A 23,258-nucleotide genomic window follows, 5' to 3' on the forward strand; every position below is an offset into this window, starting at 1 on the left:
ACCCAGCACAGAAAAGAAAAAGCCCTGTCAAGAGCTTGCCACCATTGGTGGTGCTTTGCACTCTTGATCGGGCTTTTTGTTTGCTGTATCTTCTCGCAAGAGGAAAAAAGTTACTCGTCCTCATCATTAAAATAATTATTCCTTAATACTTCCTGTAAAAGTTCCACATCTTCCTTTGAATTTGGATTTATCCTTTTTACAGCATAGTAAGGTGTTTTATACTTGTGTCCCTCTGTGCTTTCCCCGAACATATCCATGCTGTATAAATCATCATAACGGTCTAAAATCTTCTGAAATTTCAAATGTGATATTGTCAATATTAGTTGACACATTTTTCTCAAGCATATCACTGACTATGCGGCCAGTTCCAAATCCTCATAATACTGCCTGCGTTTTATCATAGGTGGAAGCCCGCCATTGGCAGAGCATATCCTCCGGTTATTCCAGTAGCTGAGGAAGTATCTCCAAATGAGTACCTTTAATTCCTCTACAGTCATCTGCTTTGTTTCATAGCGGTCGTAGAGAAGTTCTGTCTTCATTCTGGCCCACATGCTCTCGCAACGGGCATTATCATGGCAGCGTCCTCCGGCACTGTTCATGCTTTGATGGATGTGATACTTCCGAATGGCCTGACGGTAGACCTCACTGGTGTACTGTGTTCCACGGTCACTGTGGATGATAGCGCCTTCCAGTGCAGGATAAGCAGTCAGGGCGTTTTCCAGTGTATGGACACACAGATCTGCTTTCATGTTTGTTTCCATTGCCAGACCAAGGACGCTAAGATCAAAGCAGTCGAAAATCACAGATACATACAGTTTCCCATTGGACGCCGGGATTTCCGTGATATCTGTAATACATTTTTCTAATGGGGCATCTGAATGGAAATCCCGTTTCAGCAGATCATCTGATTTCATAGCCTCCCGGTCTGCCTTTGTGATCCCGTTCGGTCTTCGCTTGGGGCGATGGCTCAGGCCAATTTGGTCCATGACCCGGTATACGGTCCGCTCACTGGGAATCGACACTCCCTCCGGCCGCTTCAGGCACAGTGCCTGATACATCCGAATCCGTCCGTAAGTATCGTTACATTCATCCTCGCTGGCGATTTCTTTCATGGCATCCGCCAGGTCTTGGTACTTCCAGGGACGATCTTTGGTTTCAAGATATTTATAGAAGCCTTGCCGGCTGATACCAAGCATTCGGCAATAAAATGAAATTTTCCCGGTAATCCTGCCGTCCTCTGTTTTCAAAGCCAAAAAGATCATTCTCTGGTTTTTACTGACTTCCGACGGCTGGCGGCGAAAAAAGCGCTGGCCTCCTCCAAAAATTCGTTTTCTTCCTTTAGGCGACGGATTTCTTTATCCTGCTCCTTAACCCTCTTACGCAGCATGGTAATCTCTTCTGACAGGCTCATTGCGCTGGCAGGGGTATGGGAACCTTCCCCAATATCCAACTTGCCAGCTCTTACGGCTTTCAGCCATGTATGGATGGTTCCTTCAGGGATTCCCAGTTCTTTAGCCGCTTTGGCGCCTCCGATTTCTTTGGCAAGTTTTACTGCCTGTACTTTGTATTCATGGTCATATTTACGTGCCACTTTGAATACCTCCTTATTCTCTTGGTTTTATTATGAAATCCTTGAGAATAAACTGTCAACTTTTTTATACCACACCATTATTTGTCATATGTTAAGTATTTCTCAAAACAAAAGCTTCTGCAAGACAGTCCTTACTCCGGCCTGCCCTGCAAAAGCTCTCATTTTCATTTTATTTCAGCATATCCAAAACATCCTGGACATTGCCCGCTGTTTGTAATTTGTCAAGATTATCCTGACTGTCGATCACCTGTGTGATCTTTCCAAGCAGTTTCAGATGTTCATTGCCGATTCCTGCGATTCCGAACACTAGGTAAGCTTTTTCGTCACCGAAATCCACACCGTCCGGATACTGGACAAGGACAATACCGGTTTTCTTGACTTTATTTTTCGCGTCTCCGGTTCCGTGAGGGATCGCAACTCCCATACCAAGATAGGTGGTGACTGTGCGTTCTCTCTCCTGCATGGCTTCAATATATTCTTTTTCTACATAACCCAGCTCATAAAGTAAGTTTCCTGCTGCCGCTATGGCTTCTTCTTTGGAGACACTCTTTTGTCCGAGCTTGATTCCTTCCCTCACCATGACCATCGGTTTTGCCTCTGTCTCTGAAGACGCCTGTTCTGTCTGTTCTTTTACAGAGACGGCTCCTTCTTCCCGGCCCTGGGCCAGTTTATCGTACAAACCGTCAATGGCCTCATCCTGGAGAAAGTTCTTGATCGTTACCAGCTGTGCATTTGGCGCACTTTTGGCCGCACGGTCTGCTAAAACCTCCTGACATACAACCACATCCGTATCGGCAGGCACCGTATCAACAGAGGAATTGATCACTGTGATGCCAAGCCCAAGCGGCTTAATCCTGTTTCTGAATTTGGTTGCTCCCATGGCACTGGAACCCATACCTGCGTCGCAGGCGAATACGATCTTCTTGATCTCTCCTGCCTTTTTTGCAATACCTTTGCTGGCAGCCTTCATATTCTGGACACTGTCTGAGGCTTCTTCCAGGCTCTTTCCGTTGGACATCTTGATGATCGGGGCCGCTACGAGGAAAGATACAACCGCAGCGATCACAACTCCGAGCAGTACGGCAAGCGTTGATCCTTTCGGCGCCATTGTTAAAAAGGCGATGATGGATCCAGGCGATGCCGGTCCGGTAAGTCCGATGTTAAACAAAGAGTAATAGAATACTGCACAGGCAGAACCTGCGATGGATGCAATGATAACAACAGGATTCATCAGTACATAAGGGAAATAGATCTCATGGATTCCACCAAAAAAGTGGATGATGATCGCACCCGGTGCGGAATCCTTTGTTCTTTTGTCTTTGGAAAATGCCCAGTATGCGGACAGAACTCCAAGGCCTGCGCCTGGGTTCGCCTCGATCATGTACATGATTGATTTCCCGGCTGCCTGTACCTGCTCTCCTCCGATCGGAGTAAAGATACCATGGTTGATAGCATTGTTAAGGAACAGTACCTTTGCAGGTTCCACGAATACAGATACCAGCGGCAGCAGGCTGTGTCCGATCAGGAAATCAACTCCTGCCGTGAGCACGGTGAGGATTGCTGTCATAACCGGTCCGATCAGATAGTATCCGATGATCGCCAGGATCATTCCGATGATACCGACAGAGAAATTGTTGACCAGCATTTCAAATCCGGCCGGAATACGCCCCTCTGCCGCTTTGTCAAACTTCTTGATGACCCATCCGGCAAAAGGACCCATAGCCATTGCTCCCATGAACATGACCTCATCACTTCCGCAGATCACACCCAGGATGGCGATGACTGCGATGACCCCGCCCCGGTCTCCGGCTACGAGTTTACCTCCCTGATAACCGATCAGGACCGGAAGTATGTACTTCAGCATCGGATCTACCATAGTTGCAAGTTTTGCGTTCGGGAACCAGCCCTTTTCAATAAACAGGGCCGTGATTAATCCCCATGCAATAAATGCGCCGATATTCGGCATGACCATTGCGCTCAAAAACTTTCCAAATCTTTGTACTGCGTTTTTCATATATTCATCTCCTTCATTCCCATGCAAACGTTCCCCCCTCATTTGCATATCTTTACTTCAAGTCCCTGTTCTTCTATTGCGTTTTTGTCTAATTTGGAAATTCCGGAATCTGTGAGCATCAGTTTAAATTCGCTCAGTCTGGCAAACCTGCAGAAAGCTCTCTGTCCTATCTTTGAGCTGTCACAGAGCATGTAAATCTCGCCTGCCGCTTCCATCATGGCCCGCTTGATCACTTTCATCTCTTCATTGCTCGTGGTCGCTCCGCCGAAAACCGACAGGGCATTGGGAGACAGAAATACTTTATTGACTGCAATACTTTTAATAAAGTCAGTGCCGATAGCTCCCTGAGTCAGGCGAAAATTATTTCTCACTTTCCCCCCGACAATATAGAGTTCAATCCACGGATTTTCCTGTAGTTCCAACGCAATCTGAAGATCGTTGGTAATAACTTTGATGTTTTTCGCGTCTTTTAACAGCAGTGCAAGCTCCAGTGTGGTGCTTCCGCTGTCCAAGATAACCGCGTCTCCCTCCTGCACATAAGCTCTGGCGATTCTGGCAATGGCTTTCTTTTCTTCTTCGTGCCCTCTTCTGAGTGATAAGAATTCTTCTTTCTGCAAAACATCTTCTTTGAGCAGTGCGCCCCCATGGGTTCGGACAATGGAACCCTCTTCTTCCATCGCCCGCAGATCAGCCCGCAGGGTCGCCCCGGTGACCTGAAACTCTTCGATAAGCTCTTTCACCTCAGCCCGCTTATGCTTCTTAAGATATAATAGAATCTGTTCTCTTCTTTCCTCTGCAAACATTGGCACCCCTCTTTATCTTATGCCCCAAAGTGCTCAAATAAAATCTTTTCTGCTTCTGCATTCCACAGGCCGTTGTGTTTGTCACATGCATCTGCAAGTTTTGCAAACAGAGGATCTTTCTCCCCTAATTTTCTGAAATCATCGATGGCAGTGAGCGGCATATCGAACTGCATGTAAGTAAGTTTCTTTCCTCCCGGAATATCCGGAAGATTTTTGGTTGTCTCTGCAACTGCGTCAATTCCTCCGATATGTGTGATCATAACAGCCGGTTTAATTTCTTTGGATGCCGCCTTGTTGATCGCTTCTTTCATATCATCAATGGTTCCCCCGGTGCTTCCCAGAATTTTGGTCCTGGAGTAATGGCAGTCATACAGGTTCATATTTGCTGAGAACTTTGGATCTGTCGGTCCTGCAAACAGGTTCATGCAGCCGTCGTAAGCGAGCAGCTTATTTCCAAGTTCTGCAACGCCAGTGATCGGAACATATACGAATACATCATCATATCCATGTCCTTCTGTGATGTCCATAAGTTCTTTTTCCTGGTCTTTCATAGCCGCAGTATTCACATAGTGAAGTTCTACGCCTGCCGCTTTTGCATCTTCAATGGAGATCACCTGTTTTGCCCGTTCTACACGGTCATCGCTGATATCTGTGACTACAACACGTTTTGGTTTATTCTCGAAAGCCAGCGCATAACTTACAGCACCCAGTCCCATAGGTCCGCATCCGCCCAGGATCAGGATATTTCCGCCTTCTTTTGTCCCCATGACATGCTCATAGCTTCCCGGAACCGTATGGTAATTTGTATGATAACCGCTGATGACACAGCACATCGGTTCTGCCACAGAGGCATCAAAGTAGCTGTCGCCTTCAAAAGTCCATACACATCCCTTTTCAATAATGTCATTCGGGAAGATACAGTAGGTTGCTGCACCACCGCAGTACTGATAAGAATATCCCGGAGATTCCATCTGTCCCGGAATTGCCGGCTGCTGGGCAAACTTTTGTCCAGGTTTGAACTTATCCTGCCACTTCTTTCCTACTTTCACGATGTCTCCGGCAAATTCATGTCCAACTAATACCGGGTTCTCTGCCACGTCATTGGGCACTCTTTTGTGACCAGCGCCCTGTTTCACAGTTTTCCATGTTGACATACAGATACTGTCGCTTACAACTTTTACCAATATCTCATCATCTTTGATCTCCGGCAGTTCAAATTCTTCTAATCTGATGTCATCCACTCCGTACAATCTTACACCTTTTACCTGCATAATGCCCTCCTTGAGATTTTCATGTGTTTTCATGTATTTTCATTTATTTTTATTATGAAAATATCATACCACTTTTATTTTCATTTGGCAATATGAATATTAAATATTCTTAAATTTTTCCATTTGTGAGTATCCTGCCCGATGGGCTTTTTTTGTTGCCTGGCACGCTATTACATAACAAAAAAAGAACCGCCCTGGTAGGTTGTTTCGGGCAGTTCTTTTGTCTTATATGTGCTGTAATCAGCTGCCGGAAGGTATCAGCGATGCAATCCTTCCAGCAAAATCATTGAAATTCTGTGTCTGTAATATGATCTTTCCCGGTCCGGTAAGCTTAGTGAGAAATAATCCCTCTCCCCCGAAAAAAATATTTTTAACACCTTTGATCCGCTCGATCTCATAACTTATGCCGTCTTCAAAGGCCACCACATTTCCGGTATCTACGAGTATGGTCTCTCCCGGAGCCAGTTCCTTAGTCACCGCATCCCCGTCGACCTCCAAAAATGCCATGCCGTCTCCGGAAAGTCTCTGCAGTATGAAGCCCTCTCCTCCGAAAGCTCCTGCTGACAGCTTCTTCGTAAATATAGTCTCCAGAGAAACGCTCCTCTGAGCGCACAGAAAAGCCTTTTTCTGACAGATCATTCCTCCGGTCCCCTGGAACTGAAGTGGAAGGATCGTCCCGGGAACAGTTGATGCAAAAGCAATCTTCGCCCCATCTTTTACAGAAGAATAAGTCACCATGAAGAGTGACTCTCCGGCAATCTTCCTTCCGATCCCTTTTAAAAATCCGCCCTCCATCTTGGACTCCCCTTTGATCGAAGAGTCCATCCATGCCATAGCTCCTGACTGGGTAAACATTGCTTCTCCCTTGTCAAGTTCCACTTCTACTGCCGGTACTGTCTTTCCGATGATTTCATGCTTCATACTGCCTCACCCCTTTCTCAGATCATTCCTCCGCTTTTTAAAGACGCTTCAATAAATCCCTTAAACAGCGGATGTGCTTTGTTTGGTCTTGATTTAAATTCGGGATGTGCCTGTGTTGCTAAAAAGAACGGATGAGACGGTATCTCAATCATCTCTACGATACGCCCGTCCGGTGAGCATCCTGAGAGCATCATGCCGTTTTCCTGAAGTACATCCCTATACTTGTTATTTACCTCGTAGCGGTGGCGGTGGCGCTCTGAAATCTCTTTAGTTCCGTAAAGTCCTTCGGCTTTGGAACCGTCTGCCAATACGCACGGATAAGATCCGAGTCTCAGTGTACCTCCGATATTGGTCACTCCGTCCTGATCTGCCATAATATGAATCATCGGATGTTCCGTATTTTCATTAAACTCTTTGCTGTGGGCATCTGCGTAGCCAAGGACGTTTCTCGCAAACTCCACAATGGTAAGCTGCATGCCAAGGCACAGTCCCAGATAAGGAATCTTGTGTTCCCTTGCGTACTGGATGGAGCAGATCATGCCCTCAATACCCCTGTCTCCAAATCCTCCGGGAACGATAATACCCTGAACGCCGCCCAGCATCTCGTCCACATTGTAAGAGCTGACACGCTCGGAGTCCACCCATCGGATGCTCACGTCTGCCGAGTTGGCCACACCCGCATGCTCCAGAGATTCTACCACACTGATATAGGCATCGTGAAGTGACACATACTTTCCGACCAGAGCCACTTCGACTTTATGCTTTGGATGCTTCCAGTTGTCGATCATCTTGCGCCACTCCGAAAGGTCCGGCTCCGGACACGGAAGATGAAGGCAGGCACACGCTTCATGTGCCAGGTGTTCATTTTCCATCATGAGCGGAACTTCATATAAAACTTCTGCATCCAAGTTCTGGATGACACGCTCTTTTTCCACGTTGCAGAACTGTGCAATTTTCCTCTTAATACCGTCATCCAGCGGATAGTCTGATCTGCACACAAGGATATCCGGCTGGATTCCCATACCCTGGAGATCCTTGACGCTGGCCTGAGTCGGCTTTGTCTTTAACTCTCCTGAGCTCTTTAAATACGGGATCAGCGTTACATGGATCAGGATACAGTTTTCATGTCCCACTTCATGCTGGAACTGTCTGAGCGCCTCTAAAAATGGCTGGCTCTCAATATCTCCCACAGTACCACCGATCTCTATGATCGCCACTTCCTGTTCCGTTGCCTCTTCATTTCTATAAAAACGGCTCTTGATCTCATTGGTCACATGCGGGATCACCTGAACCGTGTTGCCGCCGTAATCTCCGCGCCGTTCCTTCTGTAAAATATTCCAGTAAACCTTTCCTGTTGTCACGTTTGATTTTTTGTTCAGGCCTTCATCGATGAATCGCTCATAGTGTCCCAGGTCAAGATCTGTCTCCGCCCCGTCATCCGTCACAAAAACTTCTCCGTGCTGGATCGGGTTCATGGTTCCCGGGTCAATATTGATATATGGATCAAACTTCTGGCTGGTTACGTGATAACCTCTCGCTTTCAGTAATCGTCCCAGAGACGCTGCAGTGATTCCTTTTCCAAGGCCTGAAACAACACCGCCGGTGACAAATACGTATTTTACTGGCATGATTTTTCCTCCTAAGTTCTAATAATTACAAAATGTTATAATATCATATTTAAACAAAGTGGGCAAGCCCACCTCAGCTCCCCTAACAAACAAAATTTTGAAAATAGATTTTTACTCAGATATAAATATTATACCACAAAAAGAAAGCACCAGGTACAGTATTCCTCTTCTCTTGATGAAAAATAAATAAGGAATCGTTGCTTTCTTAACTGACTGTTGGTTCTTAAGTTCTATCACTGGGGTATGATTGGCGAATGCCAAAGGAAAGATGAAATAGATCTTACTGAATGAGGTTCAGAAAAGAGGCACTGTGTGGTGCTTTCTACGGTAATAATATAACATACATAATTTTACATGTCAACTTTAAAATTACAAAAAGCTGTGATAAATTTCCTCACAGCTTTTTACTCACTTTGTTTCCTTTTTTTGTTTGGATGGACAGGCCTTGGAACAGCCCTCACATCCGCAGCCACACCCTGTCTCTCCCCGCCGGACGCGTGAGATGAATCTCCATATCACAAAGAGAACGATCCCCGCCGCCAAAATCAGGATAATGCCGTCTGTCAGACTCATTGGCTTCCTCCATTATTGATAATTAATCTCATTCTACTAACCATAGCATGAAGATATCCTCAAGTCAATTCTTCTTATCATAAGTTTTAACTATGAATGAAACCAGATAAGGAGAAAACTCAAAATTTTGTTTAAGACAGCAGACATAACAACGTGGAGTGAATATCTTATTTGAAGGAATTACAAAATGGCAAAATCATTATTCGAACAGTTAGGCGGTACATATCGGAAAGAAAGTGATTACTTAATACCATGCTTGACTGTACCCGCCGAAGAAGAACAGCCGATAGGCACATGGGGACAGCGGCATCTGGACTATCTGAAGCAGTATCGCAAAGTTACATACACCAATCTTCTCACAAGCGGCAGGCTGAATACATACCTTGCCGACATTGACAGGCAGGCACAGGAATGTTTTGAAAGGCTCATAGAGGGTATGAAACAGGCACAGGGCATAACGGAACGCCTAAAGGAGGAAAACGCCTTAGAATGGACAGGACGGCTCAATAACATAAGGACTTGTGCGAGGGAGATTGTGGAGGAAGAAATCTTATACACATAATGGAGTGGCGACAGGGTGTAAAGCTCTGTCGTTTTTCTTTTTTGTGGGATAAAAATTCGCGTTTTATGAATTGATATGTTTGTTCAAACGGCTATAGTAGATACAGTACAATTTGAGGAAGAAAGAAATGTTTGAGTATATGACGGCACAGGAAGCAGTGGGGCTTTGGGGAATATCGGTAAAGCGAGCATAAAGGCTCTGTAAGGAAAATCGGATTGAGGGCATATTGAATATCAATCGGGTATGGCTCATTCCAAAAGGAGCTGTTAAACTTGCCGATGCCCGAAAAAAGATAACCCGATAAAGCAAAATTAGCTTTTCCCATTTACCTTATACTGATATGGCAGGCGTTAATCAGGATTTTAAAAAGATTCCTTATCTTTATGAAATCTTCAAAAACATCAGCTATTCTTTTCCCATAATCAAAAGAAAGGACAATACAGAATATGGAAATGATTTTGAAAACAACAAACCTCTGCAAATCTTTCAGCGGACAGACGGCTGTAAACAACATATCGCTGAACATTGAAAGAAATTCCGTCTATGGACTATTGGGACCGAATGGAGCTGGAAAATCTACGACGCTCAAAATGATTACGGGCATTTTGAAACCGACCTCTGGAAATATCGAATTTGACGGTCACGCATGGAAACGCAGCGATTTAAACCATATCGGAGCGTTGATTGAAATGCCGCCGCTTTATGAAAATTTGACCGCCTATGAAAATCTGAAAGTAAGGACTACTATTTTAGGACTGACAGATAAGCGGATTGACGAAGTGCTGCAAATCGTCCGACTGACGGAAACAGGCAGGAAAAGAGCCGGACAGTTTTCTCTTGGTATGAAACAGCGTCTTGGAATTGCGGTTGCATTACTAAACAACCCGAAACTGCTCATACTTGACGAACCAACCAACGGGCTTGACCCGATTGGGATTGAAGAACTTAGAGAGCTTATTCGTTCTTTTCCGGCTAAAGGTATTACGGTTATCCTGTCCAGCCACATTCTTTCAGAAGTGCAGCAGATAGCTGACCATATCGGCATTATCGCGGGTGGCGTCCTTGGATATGAGGGGAAATTGAACGCAAACGAAAATTTGGAACAGCTTTTTATGGACGTTGCAAAAAGCAATCACAGGGAGGGTTAAGGCATGAACTATCTGAAATCAGAACATTTGAAATTTAAGCGGACAATATCGAACAAACTGATTTTCATTGTTCCACTAATCACAGCTATTTTTGCGTGTCTTATGGGTGGATTTATGGGGTATCAGTACATGACACTTTACTGGTGGTATGCGTTTTTGCTTCCGGGAGCAATCGCAATTTTGTGTTCTTTGTCACACAGAAAAGAAGAAAACGCCGGGAAATACTATTCGGTATTTTCTATGCCTGTGAACCTTTCGAGATTTGAATTTGCCAAGGGCATTATCTTAGTCGAAAAACTGCTTGTTTCAGCGATATTTTTAGCATTGCTTATTTCTATCAGTAATATCATTGCTCCGGCAACGGCAGTATATTCTGTTTTACACAGCATTACAGGAAGTACCGGGATTATCCTTGCGTCTGTCTGGCAAATTCCTTTGTGCCTGTACTTAGCACGCAAAACGGGAATGTTTGTGCCGATTGTGTTAAATACAATACTTGGGATTGTTCTGTCTACTGCTACTGCATTAGGAAATACAATCGCATGGTGGTTTGTACCGTATTGCTGGGCGGCAAAACTGGCAGAGCCGCTTATGGGAATTGAAATAAACGGAACTTATGCGGGGAATTGTGGATTTTCTATAGCCATTATGATTTCCATTGCGTTGTCAATACTCTTGTTTCTTATTTTATCCTATGCCGACGCAAAGGATTTTTCCAAAGGGAGGTAGACGGAAATGGGTTTTATTTATGCGGTTCGTTCTGAACAGGAAAAAACGAAGCATACACCGTTTTGGGCCATTCATTTTTGTATACCTGTTATCGGGGCATTGTTATTTCTTGCTTACTATTTCCAGTATGCCAGCACAGCAGATAGTAAAAAGCTCAAAATGATATTGGAAATTACGACAACGTTTTTTCCATTGTTGATAAGCGTTATTGTCGGTCTGAATGTTGCACTGGAAGAAAAGGCTTCACACTTCCAGACGCTGCTTGCTGTACCGAACCGACACAAAAATATGCTTGCAAAATTAACTTATCTTTATGGTTCGGGGGTATTTGCACTGTTCTTTCTGTTCCTGTTATTTGTGGTTGGCATACATCTTTTGGGAATGGCTGATACCGTGCAGCTCGGAATGCTGATTGGAGCCGCCGCCGGGATGGCATTTTGTAATTTGATAATATACATCTTGCACCTGTTCCTTAGCTTCAAATTTGGATTAGGGTTATCCCTGTTTTGGGGCGTGTTTGAAAGTCTGCAATGTATCTTATATAGCAATATCGAACTAAAAGGCATAGCGAGGTATATTCCCTTTTCATGGTCTATGAATTGGGTACAGGATATTTTGAGCCGACAAATTTTCAACTATGGAACGGAAAAAATATGGATTGCAGTATTAACGACAGGCGGCTTGTTGCTGACCTTATTATGGTTTTCTCATTGGGAAGGACGGAAAAATTATGAATAAAAATAGAAAAATGGTTATCGTCTTGCTGTTTGCTTTTGTTGTATGCTTTTCTCTTGCGGGCTGTTCTTTACAGGAAAAAATCAAGGAATATTCCAGTGATAAAGAGCAATGCTATCTGGACGCAGAGAATGTGACGCAATTTTCCTTTAAGGGAAACGACTATACGATTTTGGAGGATACCGTTTCTAATGGCGGGCTTGGGGAATGGACTGGATATATCCGGCAGCTTGCAGCGGTAGACGAAACAGGAAAAGTATTGCTTCAGGAAAACATAGAAGCCGCTACCTTTCGGACGTTGGCAGATTTAGCGGATAAAGCCCCGGAAGCTGCTTATATTATCCCATTCTTGAATGTGTACGCAGCCCCCAACGCTGACGATTATCTGATTGTAGATGTAAACGGAGGGTATCACAAAGCTGTTAGAAAAGAAAATATCAAAGACACAGATACGGTCTTTGACTTCAAGGACACAGAGCAGTCTATGAGTGGAAAGTTTGAAATCAATCCCGAAAATGCAACGCAGCTCCTTTGTGACGGGATTATTTATCAAGTAACCTCTGATACCATATCAAATGATGAATTAGGAAGCTGGATTGATATTCTTGCAAAAAGCGTTACATTCGATACGGAAACGAAACGCCCTTTGTCCAAAGAAGATTTGAACAAGATTGACTGGAACGGAAAAAACGCCGGACAGGGGCGGGAACAATGGTTTTACACAGACGTTTACGAGATTTGCGGTACGGATAAAACAGAAGCGGTTGCGGTAAAAATAAATAACCGCTACTATATTGCAGAGCAGAAATGACCGCTTTTCTGCCCTTACGGATTATGCTATAATGCGAAAAAAGCAACGAAAGGAGGCGACACTATGGCAGCAATCCTTATGGTTGATGATGAACGATCTATTTTAGAGCTTGTAAAAAATGGGCTGCAAAAAGACGGGCATTTCATTACTGCCTATACGTCTGCCGCACAGGTTCCGCTTGATAAGCTGAACAGATACGATTTGATTATACTGGATATAATGATGCCGGATATGGACGGATTTTCTTATTGCAATAAAATCCGTTCATTGGTCGACTGCCCTATTCTCTTTTTGACAGCTAAGACAATGGAAAATGATATTACATTCGGGCTTGGCTTGGGAGCAGACGACTATCTGACAAAACCATTCCGCATTGCGGAGCTGCGGGCAAGGGTAAATGCCCACTTACGCCGGGAACACAGGGAACGGCATACCGCCCTTACCTTTGAACGGATAAAAATTGATTTGTCCGCAAAGGAACTACGGGTAGATAATACACCCGTTCCCCTAACCAAAAGCGAATATCTGATTTGTGAATACCTTGCAAGAAATAAAGGACAGGTATTTTCAAAAGAACAGATTTATGAAGCTGTTTTCAGCTTGGAGGGCGACAGCGATAATTCTACCATTTCCACTCATATCAAAAATATCCGGGCAAAATTAAGCAGACTGGATATTCAGCCGATAACTACAGTTTGGGGGATTGGGTACAAATGGGAATAAAAACAACGTCACTGAAATTTTCTTTTTGGAAATTTTTATGTATGCTGCTAATCGGACTGATAGCTTCTGTAGCTATTCCATTTAGTCTTATTTTTGCAGGAGCAAGCACAGGATTTATTGCTTATGCTGATTATTCAGAACGCAGTACAAAAGACCTTGTTCCTATTATTGCCGCAACACCAAATTTAACAGATGTGCAGCTTCCTATGGGGTGCAAGTATTTAGTGTTGGATAAGAATTATCAAATGATAGAAACGTCCTTAGAGGGTGACGATTTAGACCGGGCTATGGATTATGCCATATATGGAAAGATAAACGAAAACATTAACAAACAGTATTTGCTTGTTACACGCGAAACTGAATATGTAGTGCTTCAATATTACATTGGCTCACAGTTTACGAATGAGTGGCTTTATGAGCATTTCCCCTCACCGGAAATTTTGTTATATATCCTCATAGGGATAAACTGCATTGCGGTTTGTGTAATATTAACAGCAAAGTTTGCAAAGAATATGCGGGTACAGCTCTCACCGCTTTTTGAAGCAACAAAACAGGTTGCAGGACAAAATCTTGATTTTGAAGTCGGACACTCAAAAATCAAAGAATTTGAAGATGTACTGCGTTCTTTTTCTGATATGAAAGACAATCTGAAATCTTCTTTAGAGAAGCAATGGAACGCAGAACAACGACAAAGGGAACAAATCGCGGCACTTGCTCACGATTTGAAAACACCTTTAACCGTTATTCAAGGAAACATCGACTTAATAAGTGAAACAGAACTTGACAATGAACAACGTGTATATGCTGAGTACATTACAGAAAGCTCTGGGCAGATAGGCATTTATATTAAAACGCTGATTGATATATCCCGAACGGCAGCCGGGTATCAGCTCAATTTGGAGAAATTTGATATATCTGATTATATGGAACAGATTGAAGCACAGACAAACGCCTTATGTCTTACAAAAGGAATTTGTCTACGCATGAAAAAAGGGGATAACTTAGGAACTTTCAAAGCGGATAAATTACTGCTGGAACGGGCAATTATGAATGTGATAGGCAATGCGTTAGATTACTCTCCACCAAAAGGGACAGTCTATGTAGAGGTGCAAAAGCCGGACGACTTTCTACAAATCTCTATAATAGATGAGGGAAGTGGTTTTACAAATGAGGATTTGCACCATGCAAGGGAGCAGTTTTTTATGGGCGACAACAGCCGAAGCTCTAATATGCACTTTGGCATGGGGCTTTATATCACAAGCAGCATTGTAAAGCAACACAATGGGGAACTTACTCTTAAAAATTCCGATGATACAGGCGGTGCAGAGGTTAAAATAAAAATTCCATATTAGGATTTAATGGGCGATGGGAAACATCGCTCATTATTTTTGCAAAACTTTATGAAATCTTCAAAAATATTTCGTAGTATTTTAAAAGTGAACGGTTGAACTTAAAGCCCACCAAATAAAAAAACGGCGTGTGGTGGGTGGTATTGCTATGCCCGAAAAGACTTAACAGACACTCTCCAGACCTGTTTTAAAGTTTGGAGGGATTTTTTTATGTCCTTTTTTCGGGCAGTAATATATCTGCTTATGCAACGCAAATTGGACTTATACATAGCATATCGGGGAATGGCAGGAAGCCAGTTAAAAAAATCCCTGCTTATGCAACGCTGCTTCTTGCCATGAAACCAGAAGTAGAATCTCCACTTAACAGAATTAGTATCACTTATAACCGTAAGGGTCACAGACCCTTTGCGGTTTTTCTTTTGTCGTTTTTTATCGAAATGTGCCACGGGGTTTTTTCTGATGTTGGCTGCCGTTCGCCGCCTTTCCAATCTGAATTATTACATTTCAAAAATTTCGGATTGGAGGAAAAAAGAATGTCCTACAACAACGGACGGGAGAACAGGAAATGGCTTATCTGGAAAGAAGCCGAGGAAAAAATATTACGGGAGCATGGAGTTGATGAAAACACCATTGAGCAAATCCGCACAGACGACAGGGCAGACTTCAATTCCAACAGGCGGTTTTACCATTGGACAAGCGACTTCGGCGAATACCTTGAAGGGATGGCAGACAGGGAGCGGAATGCCGAGGTAAAGACCGTTGCCGATTTACTGGATGAGATTGAGAACGAAACTCTGTATCGGGCGTTGCTTACGGTGGACAGGCGTACCCTGCAAATCATCCTGCTGAAAATGCAGGGCTATTCCACAAAAGAGATTGCCCCGCTTGTTGGATTGACAACAGGGGCTATCTATGCAAGGCTAGACCATCTGCGTAAAAAGCTGCGGAAGATTTTATAACCATCTAATATTTTCTATCTTCTTATGGACTATTGGGTGAGGGATAAAATTCCCTTGCCCAATTTTCAAAGTAGGTGAATAAAATTTCCGTCCACAGGGAATAATAAAAAGTTTGCCCAAAATCTTGATATGGGTGCAGCCGCTATGGTATTCTGAAATACCCATAAGGAAATTGGAAAATCAAAATTAAATAAGCACACATAGATGGAAGAATGGAATGCAGCCAACGGACAAGGTTGACCGCTGCGAACGTAAGCCGCCCTTTTCGGCTGGCGTATGGCAGCATGGTTTTGAATTTCAAAGCCGTTACATAGCATTGCGAATCCGAGCAGGAAATCGAAACCTTGACCGCCGAAGTCAATGAAGCCGACACGGAAATCACCAATGTTTCCAAGCTGATAGCCGCCACCAAAAAGTACACCCGCATTGACGAATTGACGCCCGAAATCTTAAATACCTTTGTGGATAAAATCGTAATCCATGAACGTGAAAAAAAGGACGGGAAACGGACACAGAAAATCGACATCTATTATTCCTATGTAGGGATTGTAGACATTCCAACGGATGAAGAAATGTGGGAAATGGAAAAATGCAGCATACTACACGTCAAACCGCCTAAATACAGGCGTGGCAGGAGAAAATCTATGCTCCTGCCAGTACATATCTATTTTTATCCCTATCTGGTTTAACCCATCATTTAAAAACATATAAAAACTTCCATTTTTCTTTTTTCTTGGCGAATACAACTAAATCTGCTACAGATGAATCTTTTTCATATCCCTCTAAGATTACTATGTTATCCAAAGAATATTTTTCTACATCTCCATCTGCCGTATGTTTCTCTATAAATTCCTGCCATGAATCATTTCCTATTTTTTTATAATATTCAGGTTCAAATTCTACCTTTTGAAAATTATAATTATAATCATGTAGTTTTAGCTCTCTTTTTGCCTTTTTTTTCATGGCCGACAATTCCTTCTTTGAAATCTTTGGAATTTTATCTTTTTTACTGATTTCCGTTGTAGACTCTGGTTTATTTATTTCCTTTTTCTTGCATCCTGTATTAGCAATCAACAACACACTGATTAATAAAAGAATCGTAATTTTTTGTTTCATATTAATCTCCATTCTGGCCGCCCTGAATGACAGCATAATTAATGATAAAAGTGTTTGCAGTCTCATTTTCCAAACCTTTTATATTATTTCACAAACTTTGCATTGGAAAAACGTATCCCCCGAATATAACAATGATTCACTCCACCATTAGCCCTGATCCAGTCGGTAACTGCTCTTGATTTTAGATTATGTTGTGTGACAAATGTCTGCCTGTCCTTAATCTGTGTGACATATGTGCTGTGCTTATAAACATTTTTCTTCCCATCTTCTCTACTCTGCAGTACATCTCCTACCTGTATATTAGTTAAAGATTTTACAAGTTTGTTGTTATTATAACCTTTACCTTTGGGACCATAAGTTTTAGCCTCATTGATATCCATTCCAGAATATTTTAAATCTAGTTTATAATCTTCATACCCTGTCCCTATATTTTTACTGCTTAAAATATCATATTCGTATAACTTTTTATACAAAAATGTATTGTCATTATCAATCATATAATCCGCCATATTTTCTGACAGTTTATAGGTAACAAATGACTGATATTAGTCATCAAAATATTTAGCTATAACTTTTTTCACCATTATTTTATCTGACTTATCTAAAGTTTTCCCTTTTACCTTTGCCGTCCCAAGTATTCCTATGCAAAACATCAGAATGAGTACAATAGAAAAGATTTGTTTTATGTGCCAGCATTTATGTTTCATAGCTTCACCCGCATAATATCATTATGCTATTCCCTTCTCTGTCTTTTACACTTTGCTTCACTATACAGTATCTTTCTTCATTTCCTGGTTCTATAAAATAAAATTGTAATCATATTAACTAGCCCTATACCACCCCTCATTCTAATCTCCTAATTTATCTACTAAATCTTTAAGTTCTTCCGCTTCCTCCGGTGAAATGGTTTCCGTAAAAGCACATATCATATCCGATAAAGAATCATCAAACCAAAATTCCTTCATATTTTCCAATTGTTTTTTCTGATATGCCTTTTCTTTTACAAGAGAACTTATGTAACTGTAACGGCCTTCCCATTTCAAACGTATAAAACCTTTTTTTTCGAGTTTCGTCAAATATGTTCTGATCGTTGCCCGGCTGTACTTTTTTTCATAATTTTCCTTCAGACTTTGGATTATGTCATAAACTGTTATCCTTTTTTCCGTTTTTTCTAATCTCCAAATAGATTTCATAATTATATTTTCCATGCCGCTGAGCATATCTTTGTGTTCCAATCTTCTTTTCCTCATTTCTGTTTATCACTATAAACAATATTTTAGCACATATCGTGTTTATTTTCAAGTAACTATATAAAACATTATAAAATATCTTTCTGAACAAAAAAATGAACCGCCCCCAGCCATTAGATTTTTGATCTAACTTTGGGGGACAGTTCATAATTCGGTGCATTTTTCTTTTTATGACTTTCACAAAAACAAGTCACATTATTCCTGAATTCTGATTTAGTTCAGCAGTTCTTTTGCTCCATTCCCAATCGCCGTGATAATAAAATAACAGCTTGTAGCTCCCGCATCCAGAACACCTCTGGAACGCTCTCCAAGACGGCTTGCACGTCCGATCTTTGCAACCAGGTCTTTGGTGGATTCCCATCCTTTTTTTGCAGCCTCGTTCATGGCATCCAGACATTCTGCAAAATCCTTGCCTGCATCCTTGGCTTCCATAAAAGCTTCCTTTGCCGGGATCAAAGTATCCAAAAGGGTCTTGTCACCAACCTTGGCCGGACTGATCTCCTGAATCCCCTCCACGGCTCCGCTGATCATCTCTCCAAATACTTCAGCATCGATCACTTCTTTATTTTCACTGGCAGCAGAAAATTCATCAAATAACAGTCCATACAATGGCCCCATAGAACCTCCGATGTCCTCCAAAAGAGTCTCTCCAAGGGTACACAGGCCTTCACTCATATTGTAGGTTTGTCCCTTGAGTTTTTCCTCACACATGGTAAACCCTTTATTCATGTTGATGCCGTGGTCACCGTCACCGATCTTTCCGTCGATCTCGCTCAGATAATCCCTCTGCTCCTGAATCGTCTTGATCAGCTTATCAACAATGACTCCTGCTTCCGCATTTTTAAAACTTGACATAATTCTTCTCCTCACTTTAAACTCAGACTGCTTCTTCTGTTATTTATTGTAACATAAGGATCACACTTTTCAATTTGTTTTGGGTCCAGTGATGCTCCAAATTTATGGAAAACGCCGGACTTACAGCTGTTTTAAACCGACAGAGTCGCTGGGCATGTCGATGCATTCTTTCAGTTCATCGTCAAGCTTCATGACAGTTAGCGTCACACCCATCATCTCAAGGGAAGTAAAGTAATTACCCACATATGCCTTGTGAACACTGATTCCTTTTTCTGCGAGAACTTCTTCCACTCGGTCATACACGATATACTGTTCCATTACCGGAGTTGCCCCCAGGCCTGACAAAAGCACTACCACTTCGTCTCCCTCTGCAAACGGCAGGTCCGGAAGGATGATATTCAGCATCTCATCTGCGACCTCACTGGCGGTCTTTAACGGCTGCACATTGATCCCCGGCTCCCCGTGATGTCCGATTCCAATTTCCATCGTACCGTCTTTGATCTCAAAGTTCGGATGTCCCACAGCAGGGATGGTACACGGTGCGGTTCCAATTCCTACGGATCTCGTGTTGTCAATCGCTTTCTGTGCCGCTGCAATGACTCCGTCCAGATCGGCACCCATGGAAGCCTTTGCTCCTCCGACCTTCCACATGAGCACTTCGCCCGCAACGCCGCGGCGTTTTTCCAGCTCATCTTTTGGTGCAGATGCACAGTCGTCGTTGGCAACCACTGTTTTTACATCGATTCCCAGTTTCTTTGCTTTTCTCATAGCCATCTTGACATTCATGTTGTCTCCGGCATAGTTTCCATAAAGACAGGCAACGCCTTTACCGGAATCAGCCTCCTTCATGGCATCCAGGAATGCTTTGGCAGTCGGTGAAGAAAAGATCTCCCCGACAGCTACCGCATCACACATATTCTTTCCGATGTAACCGATAAATGCCGGTTTATGTCCGGATCCCCCTCCGGTGACAATTCCTACTTTGCCTTCCACCGGTGCATCTTTATATTTCAGGACACGGGGATCTTCTGTAGGTGCCACAATATCCTTGTGTGTCTTTACAAATCCTTTCAGCATATCCTCAACAGCGTAATCAGGATTGTTTACAATTCGATTCATCTGTTCTCCCTCCTATATCTCAGCCGCGATGGCTTTCAGATTCTTAAGTCCTTCAATGGCAAGTTCTTCTCCTGTATCAGCAAACTTTCTCCAGATCGCACAGTTTCCGGACAGTTCTTCAAAGCTTGGGTCAAAGGATTCAATGACTAACGGTCCATCATAACCGATTTCCTTTAACGCAGTGAAGAATTCCTTAAACGGCACCAATCCGGTTCCCGGGATTCCCCTGTCGTTTTCATTGACATGCACATATCCGAGATATTCCTTTCCGCAGGTCTTTACGGCTCCGGCAAAGCTCTTCTCCTCGCGGATCATATGGAAGCAGTCAAGATGAACTTTGACATTTCCTGTTCCCACATCCTTGCAGAACTGAACAGCGTCCTCCGCAATGTTGAGGAAATGTGTCTCGAAACGGTTGACACACTCTACACAGATGGTCACATCGCCTGTTTCTTTAGCATATTCAGCCACTTCACGCATACATGCCACACCGTAGTCCCACTCTTCCTGTGTTCTTGATTTCTTTGTGAGATAACCCCAGCCCGCATAGTTTACTCCGCCCAGGATCGGTGCTCCCAGTTCGTTGCAGATATCCACGCATTTTTTCATGGCCTTGACGCCCGCTGCCCTAATCTCTGGATCCGGGGAGATCGGGTTCGTCTCCGGTGTCAGTGTTGTCGTGCAGACACAGTCAATACCCACCCGTTCCAGTTCAGCCTTTACCTGTTTTACTGGAAATGTAAATGGATTGGAAATCGCAAAGTCAATGACTTCAAATCCCAGTTCTTTTGCCTTTGGGATGATCCAGAGATGTTCCTCCCCATAAGCCTCTGCCCAGATAAATGTATCCACTCCAAATTTAAAATCCATAGAAAACCCTCCTTAAAAGTGTTTGGTCCTATTTGCTGAACTGCTTTTCGTAATATGTGATCCGTTCTACCTTTTCTGTGGACGGTCCGTCTTTGAAGGTCAGTCCCATCCAGATGTCCAGTAAATATAATGCCAGCTGAGGTGCAATGACTCTGGCTCCCATACACATAACATTTCCGTCGTTGCTCAGGATAGAGCGCTCTGTTGAGAACGGATCATGGCAGACTGCCGCACGGATTCCCGGCACCTTGTTGGCTGTCATCGCCATTCCAATTCCTGTTCCGCATACAAGAATGCCTCTGTCGCATTCGTTGCTTGTTACTTTTTCACAGGTACGCACTGCCACATCCGGGTAAAGTTCCACTTCTCCCGGTCCCACACCGTTGTCTACCACTTCATGTCCCGCATCCTCCAGATGCTTTTTAATCGCCTCTTTCAAGTCAAAGGCTGCCTCGTCACATCCTAAAGAAATTTTCATTGCTCGCTCCTTTCCAACAGACCTAATATCTCCTCCGGCCTGTCTACCACAAAAGTTCCCCCATATGCTTCCAGTTCTTCTCTTCCCCTGAACCCCCAGGAAACGCCGACCGTATCCAGGCCTGCGTTCTTTCCTGTCAGCATATCTGTATCAGAATCCCCGATATAAAGCACTTCATCCTTTTTAAGCCCCATGAGTTTTAAAAGCTCGAGCGCCCCTGCCGGATCCGGCTTCTTCGGTATTCCCTCTCTCTCTCCGAACACATCCACAAATGGGATGTGTGCAAAAAATTTTTCAATCAGTGCATTGGTATAGTCCGATCTCTTGTTGGAATTGACTCCCAGGGCGATCCCCTTCTCACAAAGCTTCGCCAACAGTTCCAAAATCCCTTCATAGGGAGCAGTCTTATCCAGATACCTCCGGTCATAAGCTTCTACAAAGACAGCCACCGCATCATCGATGGTCTTCTCATCCCTGGCATCCTCAGGAAGGCTTCTCTCCACAAGCTTTTTAAATCCGTTTCCTACTTTTTTCTTGTAGTCTTCCGGACCGTGGAGAGGAAATCCAAACTTCTCCATCACCTCATTGACGGAATCCGTAAGATCTCCGATCGTATCAAGAAGTGTCCCGTCCAAGTCAAAAATTATGCCTTTGTATTGTCCCATCGTTTATCCCCTTTCCTGCCAAAAAGATTCTTCACGGCATGCCGCAAAGAATCTTTTCAAGGCAAATCACCATGTGTTCTTCTTAATTATACACCAATCACTGCGGCGGTTCTATTCCTGCGTTGATTTATGTATATCTTATCGTGATTTCATGGATGGGATTATAATTCAGTTACTGCAAATACAACCTTCACCGGTTTAGCTTCAAAGTTCACTAACTGATATTTCGTTCCTGCCGGAAGGAAGAAAGTATCTTCGGGTTCCATAACAAAGCTTTCCTGTGCGTCAACCAAGTTTACGGTCACCGGTCCGTCAACACAGTAGAGTGCTCCGTCTCCTGCATGTGTGTCAGGATCTGAACATCTCGGTCCGTATCCACCTGCCGGAAGGATCATTTCACCGAAGTGTCCGTAATCGTTGCTTGTGATAAATCTCATAAGCATTGGATGAGTTGTTCCGTGTACATTGTTTAATTTTTCAAAATCACGCACTGCGTAAACAGCTCCGGTCTTTCTTGCTTCTGTCGGGTCTACCGGCCAGCATCCGATATCATCGGTGCATCCCTGACGGGAGATATCCTGGATCTTGTCTCTCATATCCGGAAGGTTGTCATTGTTCGGTCCTTTGTAGAACTTTGTCTCTTCCTCTGTCGGGATAACAGCCGGAGGAATGGACTCGCTCCATGCTTTTGGAGTGATGAAGTAAAGGATTCTTGCCTTCTGGTCTGAGAAGTTATGGCAGCAGTGCCAAGCACCTTCCGGCATAAACAGTCCCTCTCCTGTCTCTAAGTAAGCAAACTGTCCGTTTCCGCTCCTCTGTACAACCGGTCCGTTTAAGATGTAGTAAGACTCATCTCCAGGATGGATGTCAAGCGGTGCAAATACTCCTCCCGGTCCCAACTCATAAATACCGAGCATAAAGGTATCTGTTGTGATCATTGTGAATGTATTGTCGGATGTAAATGCATTGTCCGGCGGATATAACGCTGTAGAATAATCCTGTTTGCGGATCAGCATCGGTTTCTTTTTGTCCGGATCAAATGGGAAATGTCCCATGATATCAAATAACTTTGCCATTTTATTTCTCCT

26 protein-coding genes and 1 pseudogene are annotated in these 23,258 nt (G+C 43.4%); 9 read left to right on the forward strand and 18 right to left on the reverse strand.

Going from position 1 to position 23,258, the window contains the following annotated elements; genetic code table 11:
- Nucleotides 1-110: 110 nt before the first annotated feature.
- The 9 genes and pseudogenes from P8F77_RS15715 to P8F77_RS15755 form a co-directional block, all read right to left on the reverse strand.
- Nucleotides 111-305 (reverse strand): annotated as a pseudogene (locus P8F77_RS15715) (XRE family transcriptional regulator); the annotation flags it as partial.
- Between the two features lie 48 nt (nt 306-353).
- On the reverse strand, nt 354-1,262 hold the full coding sequence (locus tag P8F77_RS15720; RefSeq protein WP_289707463.1) for an IS3 family transposase: 909 nt from the start codon (nt 1,260-1,262) through the stop codon (nt 354-356).
- Nucleotides 1,259-1,591, reverse strand: coding sequence for a transposase (locus tag P8F77_RS15725; RefSeq protein ID WP_055159092.1), 333 nt, complete (start codon nt 1,589-1,591; stop codon nt 1,259-1,261). Before P8F77_RS15725 ends, P8F77_RS15720 begins: the two co-directional genes overlap by 4 nt.
- A gap of 169 nt (nt 1,592-1,760) precedes the next feature.
- Nucleotides 1,761-3,605, reverse strand: a complete 1,845-nt coding sequence (locus P8F77_RS15730; RefSeq protein ID WP_287520214.1) for a PTS mannitol transporter subunit IICBA — start codon at nt 3,603-3,605, stop codon at nt 1,761-1,763.
- A 38-nt stretch (nt 3,606-3,643) separates the two neighbouring features.
- Complete coding sequence (locus P8F77_RS15735; protein ID WP_024726403.1) at nt 3,644-4,408, reverse strand: DeoR/GlpR family DNA-binding transcription regulator; 765 nt, start codon at nt 4,406-4,408, stop codon at nt 3,644-3,646.
- 17 nt (nt 4,409-4,425) lie between these two features.
- Nucleotides 4,426-5,679 carry a zinc-binding dehydrogenase gene (locus P8F77_RS15740; protein WP_024726402.1) on the reverse strand — a complete coding sequence of 418 codons (1,254 nt, stop codon included), beginning with the start codon at nt 5,677-5,679 and terminating at the stop codon, nt 4,426-4,428.
- Between the two features lie 240 nt (nt 5,680-5,919).
- Nucleotides 5,920-6,600 carry a TIGR00266 family protein gene (locus P8F77_RS15745; protein WP_024726401.1) on the reverse strand — a complete coding sequence of 227 codons (681 nt, stop codon included), beginning with the start codon at nt 6,598-6,600 and terminating at the stop codon, nt 5,920-5,922.
- A 17-nt stretch (nt 6,601-6,617) separates the two neighbouring features.
- Nucleotides 6,618-8,228, reverse strand: coding sequence for a CTP synthase (locus P8F77_RS15750; RefSeq protein ID WP_024726400.1), 1,611 nt, complete (start codon nt 8,226-8,228; stop codon nt 6,618-6,620).
- Nucleotides 8,229-8,636: 408 nt separating this feature from the next.
- The gene (locus P8F77_RS15755) at nt 8,637-8,801 is read right to left on the reverse strand and encodes a FeoB-associated Cys-rich membrane protein (RefSeq protein ID WP_081723773.1); all 165 of its coding nucleotides are present in this window, start codon (nt 8,799-8,801) and stop codon (nt 8,637-8,639) included.
- A gap of 187 nt (nt 8,802-8,988) precedes the next feature.
- On the opposite strand from P8F77_RS15755, the gene P8F77_RS15760 reads away from it, so the two are divergent.
- The 9 genes from P8F77_RS15760 to P8F77_RS15800 all read left to right on the forward strand — a co-directional run bounded on the left by P8F77_RS15760 (nt 8,989) and on the right by P8F77_RS15800 (nt 16,506).
- Complete coding sequence (locus P8F77_RS15760) at nt 8,989-9,363, forward strand: TnpV protein (protein ID WP_024726399.1); 375 nt, start codon at nt 8,989-8,991, stop codon at nt 9,361-9,363.
- 446 nt (nt 9,364-9,809) lie between these two features.
- Nucleotides 9,810-10,511, forward strand: a complete 702-nt coding sequence (locus P8F77_RS15765; RefSeq protein ID WP_024726398.1) for a lantibiotic protection ABC transporter ATP-binding protein — start codon at nt 9,810-9,812, stop codon at nt 10,509-10,511.
- Between the two features lie 3 nt (nt 10,512-10,514).
- Nucleotides 10,515-11,240: a lantibiotic immunity ABC transporter MutE/EpiE family permease subunit gene (locus tag P8F77_RS15770; protein ID WP_024726397.1), complete on the forward strand. Its 726-nt coding sequence runs from the start codon at nt 10,515-10,517 to the stop codon at nt 11,238-11,240.
- Nucleotides 11,241-11,246: 6 nt separating this feature from the next.
- Nucleotides 11,247-11,978, forward strand: a complete 732-nt coding sequence (locus P8F77_RS15775; RefSeq protein WP_024726396.1) for an ABC transporter permease — start codon at nt 11,247-11,249, stop codon at nt 11,976-11,978.
- Nucleotides 11,971-12,786, forward strand: coding sequence for a NisI/SpaI family lantibiotic immunity lipoprotein (locus P8F77_RS15780; RefSeq protein ID WP_024726395.1), 816 nt, complete (start codon nt 11,971-11,973; stop codon nt 12,784-12,786). Before P8F77_RS15775 ends, P8F77_RS15780 begins: the two co-directional genes overlap by 8 nt.
- A 63-nt stretch (nt 12,787-12,849) precedes the next feature.
- Complete coding sequence (locus P8F77_RS15785) at nt 12,850-13,509, forward strand: response regulator transcription factor (protein ID WP_024726394.1); 660 nt, start codon at nt 12,850-12,852, stop codon at nt 13,507-13,509.
- On the forward strand, nt 13,500-14,861 hold the full coding sequence (locus tag P8F77_RS15790; RefSeq protein ID WP_024726393.1) for a HAMP domain-containing sensor histidine kinase: 1,362 nt from the start codon (nt 13,500-13,502) through the stop codon (nt 14,859-14,861). The genes P8F77_RS15785 and P8F77_RS15790 overlap by 10 nt, the downstream gene beginning before the upstream one ends.
- Before the next feature lie 530 nt (nt 14,862-15,391).
- On the forward strand, nt 15,392-15,817 hold the full coding sequence (locus P8F77_RS15795; RefSeq protein WP_024726392.1) for a sigma-70 family RNA polymerase sigma factor: 426 nt from the start codon (nt 15,392-15,394) through the stop codon (nt 15,815-15,817).
- Nucleotides 15,818-16,161: 344 nt separating this feature from the next.
- Nucleotides 16,162-16,506 carry a DUF4368 domain-containing protein gene (locus P8F77_RS15800; RefSeq protein ID WP_024726391.1) on the forward strand — a complete coding sequence of 115 codons (345 nt, stop codon included), beginning with the start codon at nt 16,162-16,164 and terminating at the stop codon, nt 16,504-16,506.
- A gap of 4 nt (nt 16,507-16,510) precedes the next feature.
- Here the strand turns inward: P8F77_RS15800 and P8F77_RS15805 are convergent, their stop codons facing one another.
- The 9 genes from P8F77_RS15805 to P8F77_RS15845 form a co-directional block, all read right to left on the reverse strand.
- Nucleotides 16,511-16,933 (reverse strand): hypothetical protein, encoded by a 423-nt coding sequence (locus P8F77_RS15805; RefSeq protein ID WP_024726390.1) that lies wholly within the window; start codon nt 16,931-16,933, stop codon nt 16,511-16,513.
- An 83-nt stretch (nt 16,934-17,016) separates the two neighbouring features.
- Nucleotides 17,017-17,430, reverse strand: coding sequence for an amidase domain-containing protein (locus tag P8F77_RS15810; RefSeq protein WP_024726389.1), 414 nt, complete (start codon nt 17,428-17,430; stop codon nt 17,017-17,019).
- A gap of 351 nt (nt 17,431-17,781) precedes the next feature.
- Nucleotides 17,782-18,168, reverse strand: a complete 387-nt coding sequence (locus P8F77_RS15815; protein ID WP_024726388.1) for a BlaI/MecI/CopY family transcriptional regulator — start codon at nt 18,166-18,168, stop codon at nt 17,782-17,784.
- Nucleotides 18,169-18,396: 228 nt separating this feature from the next.
- A complete protein-coding gene (gene dhaL / locus P8F77_RS15820) occupies nt 18,397-19,038 on the reverse strand; it encodes a dihydroxyacetone kinase subunit DhaL (RefSeq protein ID WP_024726387.1) in 642 nt (213 codons plus the stop codon).
- Nucleotides 19,039-19,158: 120 nt separating this feature from the next.
- Nucleotides 19,159-20,157, reverse strand: a complete 999-nt coding sequence (locus P8F77_RS15825) for a dihydroxyacetone kinase subunit DhaK (RefSeq protein WP_270432741.1) — start codon at nt 20,155-20,157, stop codon at nt 19,159-19,161.
- A gap of 12 nt (nt 20,158-20,169) precedes the next feature.
- Nucleotides 20,170-21,027: a sugar phosphate isomerase/epimerase family protein gene (locus P8F77_RS15830; RefSeq protein ID WP_347256190.1), complete on the reverse strand. Its 858-nt coding sequence runs from the start codon at nt 21,025-21,027 to the stop codon at nt 20,170-20,172.
- A 28-nt stretch (nt 21,028-21,055) separates the two neighbouring features.
- A complete protein-coding gene (gene rpiB / locus P8F77_RS15835) occupies nt 21,056-21,505 on the reverse strand; it encodes a ribose 5-phosphate isomerase B (protein WP_006566381.1) in 450 nt (149 codons plus the stop codon).
- Nucleotides 21,502-22,170: an HAD family hydrolase gene (locus P8F77_RS15840; protein WP_024726383.1), complete on the reverse strand. Its 669-nt coding sequence runs from the start codon at nt 22,168-22,170 to the stop codon at nt 21,502-21,504. Before P8F77_RS15840 ends, rpiB begins: the two co-directional genes overlap by 4 nt.
- Before the next feature lie 161 nt (nt 22,171-22,331).
- Nucleotides 22,332-23,246: a cupin domain-containing protein gene (locus P8F77_RS15845; protein ID WP_024726382.1), complete on the reverse strand. Its 915-nt coding sequence runs from the start codon at nt 23,244-23,246 to the stop codon at nt 22,332-22,334.
- Between the last annotated feature and the right edge of the window lie 12 nt (nt 23,247-23,258).

Origin of the sequence: Anaerostipes sp. PC18 (genome assembly GCF_039789045.1) — a bacterium.
Classification (GTDB): Bacteria; Bacillota; Clostridia; order Lachnospirales; family Lachnospiraceae; genus Anaerostipes; species Anaerostipes hominis.

What these genes read in the sequence shown, in the direction of transcription:
- P8F77_RS15720 (WP_289707463.1), bottom strand. Translation starts at nt 1,262, where the DNA reads ATGATCTTTTTGGCTTTGAAAACAGAGGACGGCAGGATTACCGGGAAA.
- P8F77_RS15730 (WP_287520214.1), bottom strand. Translation starts at nt 3,605, where the DNA reads ATGAAAAACGCAGTACAAAGATTTGGAAAGTTTTTGAGCGCAATGGTC.
- P8F77_RS15735 (WP_024726403.1), bottom strand. Translation starts at nt 4,408, where the DNA reads ATGTTTGCAGAGGAAAGAAGAGAACAGATTCTATTATATCTTAAGAAG.
- P8F77_RS15740 (WP_024726402.1), bottom strand. Translation starts at nt 5,679, where the DNA reads ATGCAGGTAAAAGGTGTAAGATTGTACGGAGTGGATGACATCAGATTA.
- P8F77_RS15745 (WP_024726401.1), bottom strand. Translation starts at nt 6,600, where the DNA reads ATGAAGCATGAAATCATCGGAAAGACAGTACCGGCAGTAGAAGTGGAA.
- P8F77_RS15750 (WP_024726400.1), bottom strand. Translation starts at nt 8,228, where the DNA reads ATGCCAGTAAAATACGTATTTGTCACCGGCGGTGTTGTTTCAGGCCTT.
- P8F77_RS15755 (WP_081723773.1), bottom strand. Translation starts at nt 8,801, where the DNA reads ATGAGTCTGACAGACGGCATTATCCTGATTTTGGCGGCGGGGATCGTT.
- P8F77_RS15760 (WP_024726399.1), top strand. Translation starts at nt 8,989, where the DNA reads ATGGCAAAATCATTATTCGAACAGTTAGGCGGTACATATCGGAAAGAA.
- P8F77_RS15765 (WP_024726398.1), top strand. Translation starts at nt 9,810, where the DNA reads ATGGAAATGATTTTGAAAACAACAAACCTCTGCAAATCTTTCAGCGGA.
- P8F77_RS15770 (WP_024726397.1), top strand. Translation starts at nt 10,515, where the DNA reads ATGAACTATCTGAAATCAGAACATTTGAAATTTAAGCGGACAATATCG.
- P8F77_RS15775 (WP_024726396.1), top strand. Translation starts at nt 11,247, where the DNA reads ATGGGTTTTATTTATGCGGTTCGTTCTGAACAGGAAAAAACGAAGCAT.
- P8F77_RS15780 (WP_024726395.1), top strand. Translation starts at nt 11,971, where the DNA reads ATGAATAAAAATAGAAAAATGGTTATCGTCTTGCTGTTTGCTTTTGTT.
- P8F77_RS15785 (WP_024726394.1), top strand. Translation starts at nt 12,850, where the DNA reads ATGGCAGCAATCCTTATGGTTGATGATGAACGATCTATTTTAGAGCTT.
- P8F77_RS15790 (WP_024726393.1), top strand. Translation starts at nt 13,500, where the DNA reads ATGGGAATAAAAACAACGTCACTGAAATTTTCTTTTTGGAAATTTTTA.
- P8F77_RS15795 (WP_024726392.1), top strand. Translation starts at nt 15,392, where the DNA reads ATGTCCTACAACAACGGACGGGAGAACAGGAAATGGCTTATCTGGAAA.
- P8F77_RS15805 (WP_024726390.1), bottom strand. Translation starts at nt 16,933, where the DNA reads ATGAAACAAAAAATTACGATTCTTTTATTAATCAGTGTGTTGTTGATT.
- P8F77_RS15810 (WP_024726389.1), bottom strand. Translation starts at nt 17,430, where the DNA reads ATGATTGATAATGACAATACATTTTTGTATAAAAAGTTATACGAATAT.
- dhaL (WP_024726387.1), bottom strand. Translation starts at nt 19,038, where the DNA reads ATGTCAAGTTTTAAAAATGCGGAAGCAGGAGTCATTGTTGATAAGCTG.
- P8F77_RS15825 (WP_270432741.1), bottom strand. Translation starts at nt 20,157, where the DNA reads ATGAATCGAATTGTAAACAATCCTGATTACGCTGTTGAGGATATGCTG.
- P8F77_RS15830 (WP_347256190.1), bottom strand. Translation starts at nt 21,027, where the DNA reads ATGGATTTTAAATTTGGAGTGGATACATTTATCTGGGCAGAGGCTTAT.
- rpiB (WP_006566381.1), bottom strand. Translation starts at nt 21,505, where the DNA reads ATGAAAATTTCTTTAGGATGTGACGAGGCAGCCTTTGACTTGAAAGAG.
- P8F77_RS15840 (WP_024726383.1), bottom strand. Translation starts at nt 22,170, where the DNA reads ATGGGACAATACAAAGGCATAATTTTTGACTTGGACGGGACACTTCTT.
- P8F77_RS15845 (WP_024726382.1), bottom strand. Translation starts at nt 23,246, where the DNA reads ATGGCAAAGTTATTTGATATCATGGGACATTTCCCATTTGATCCGGAC.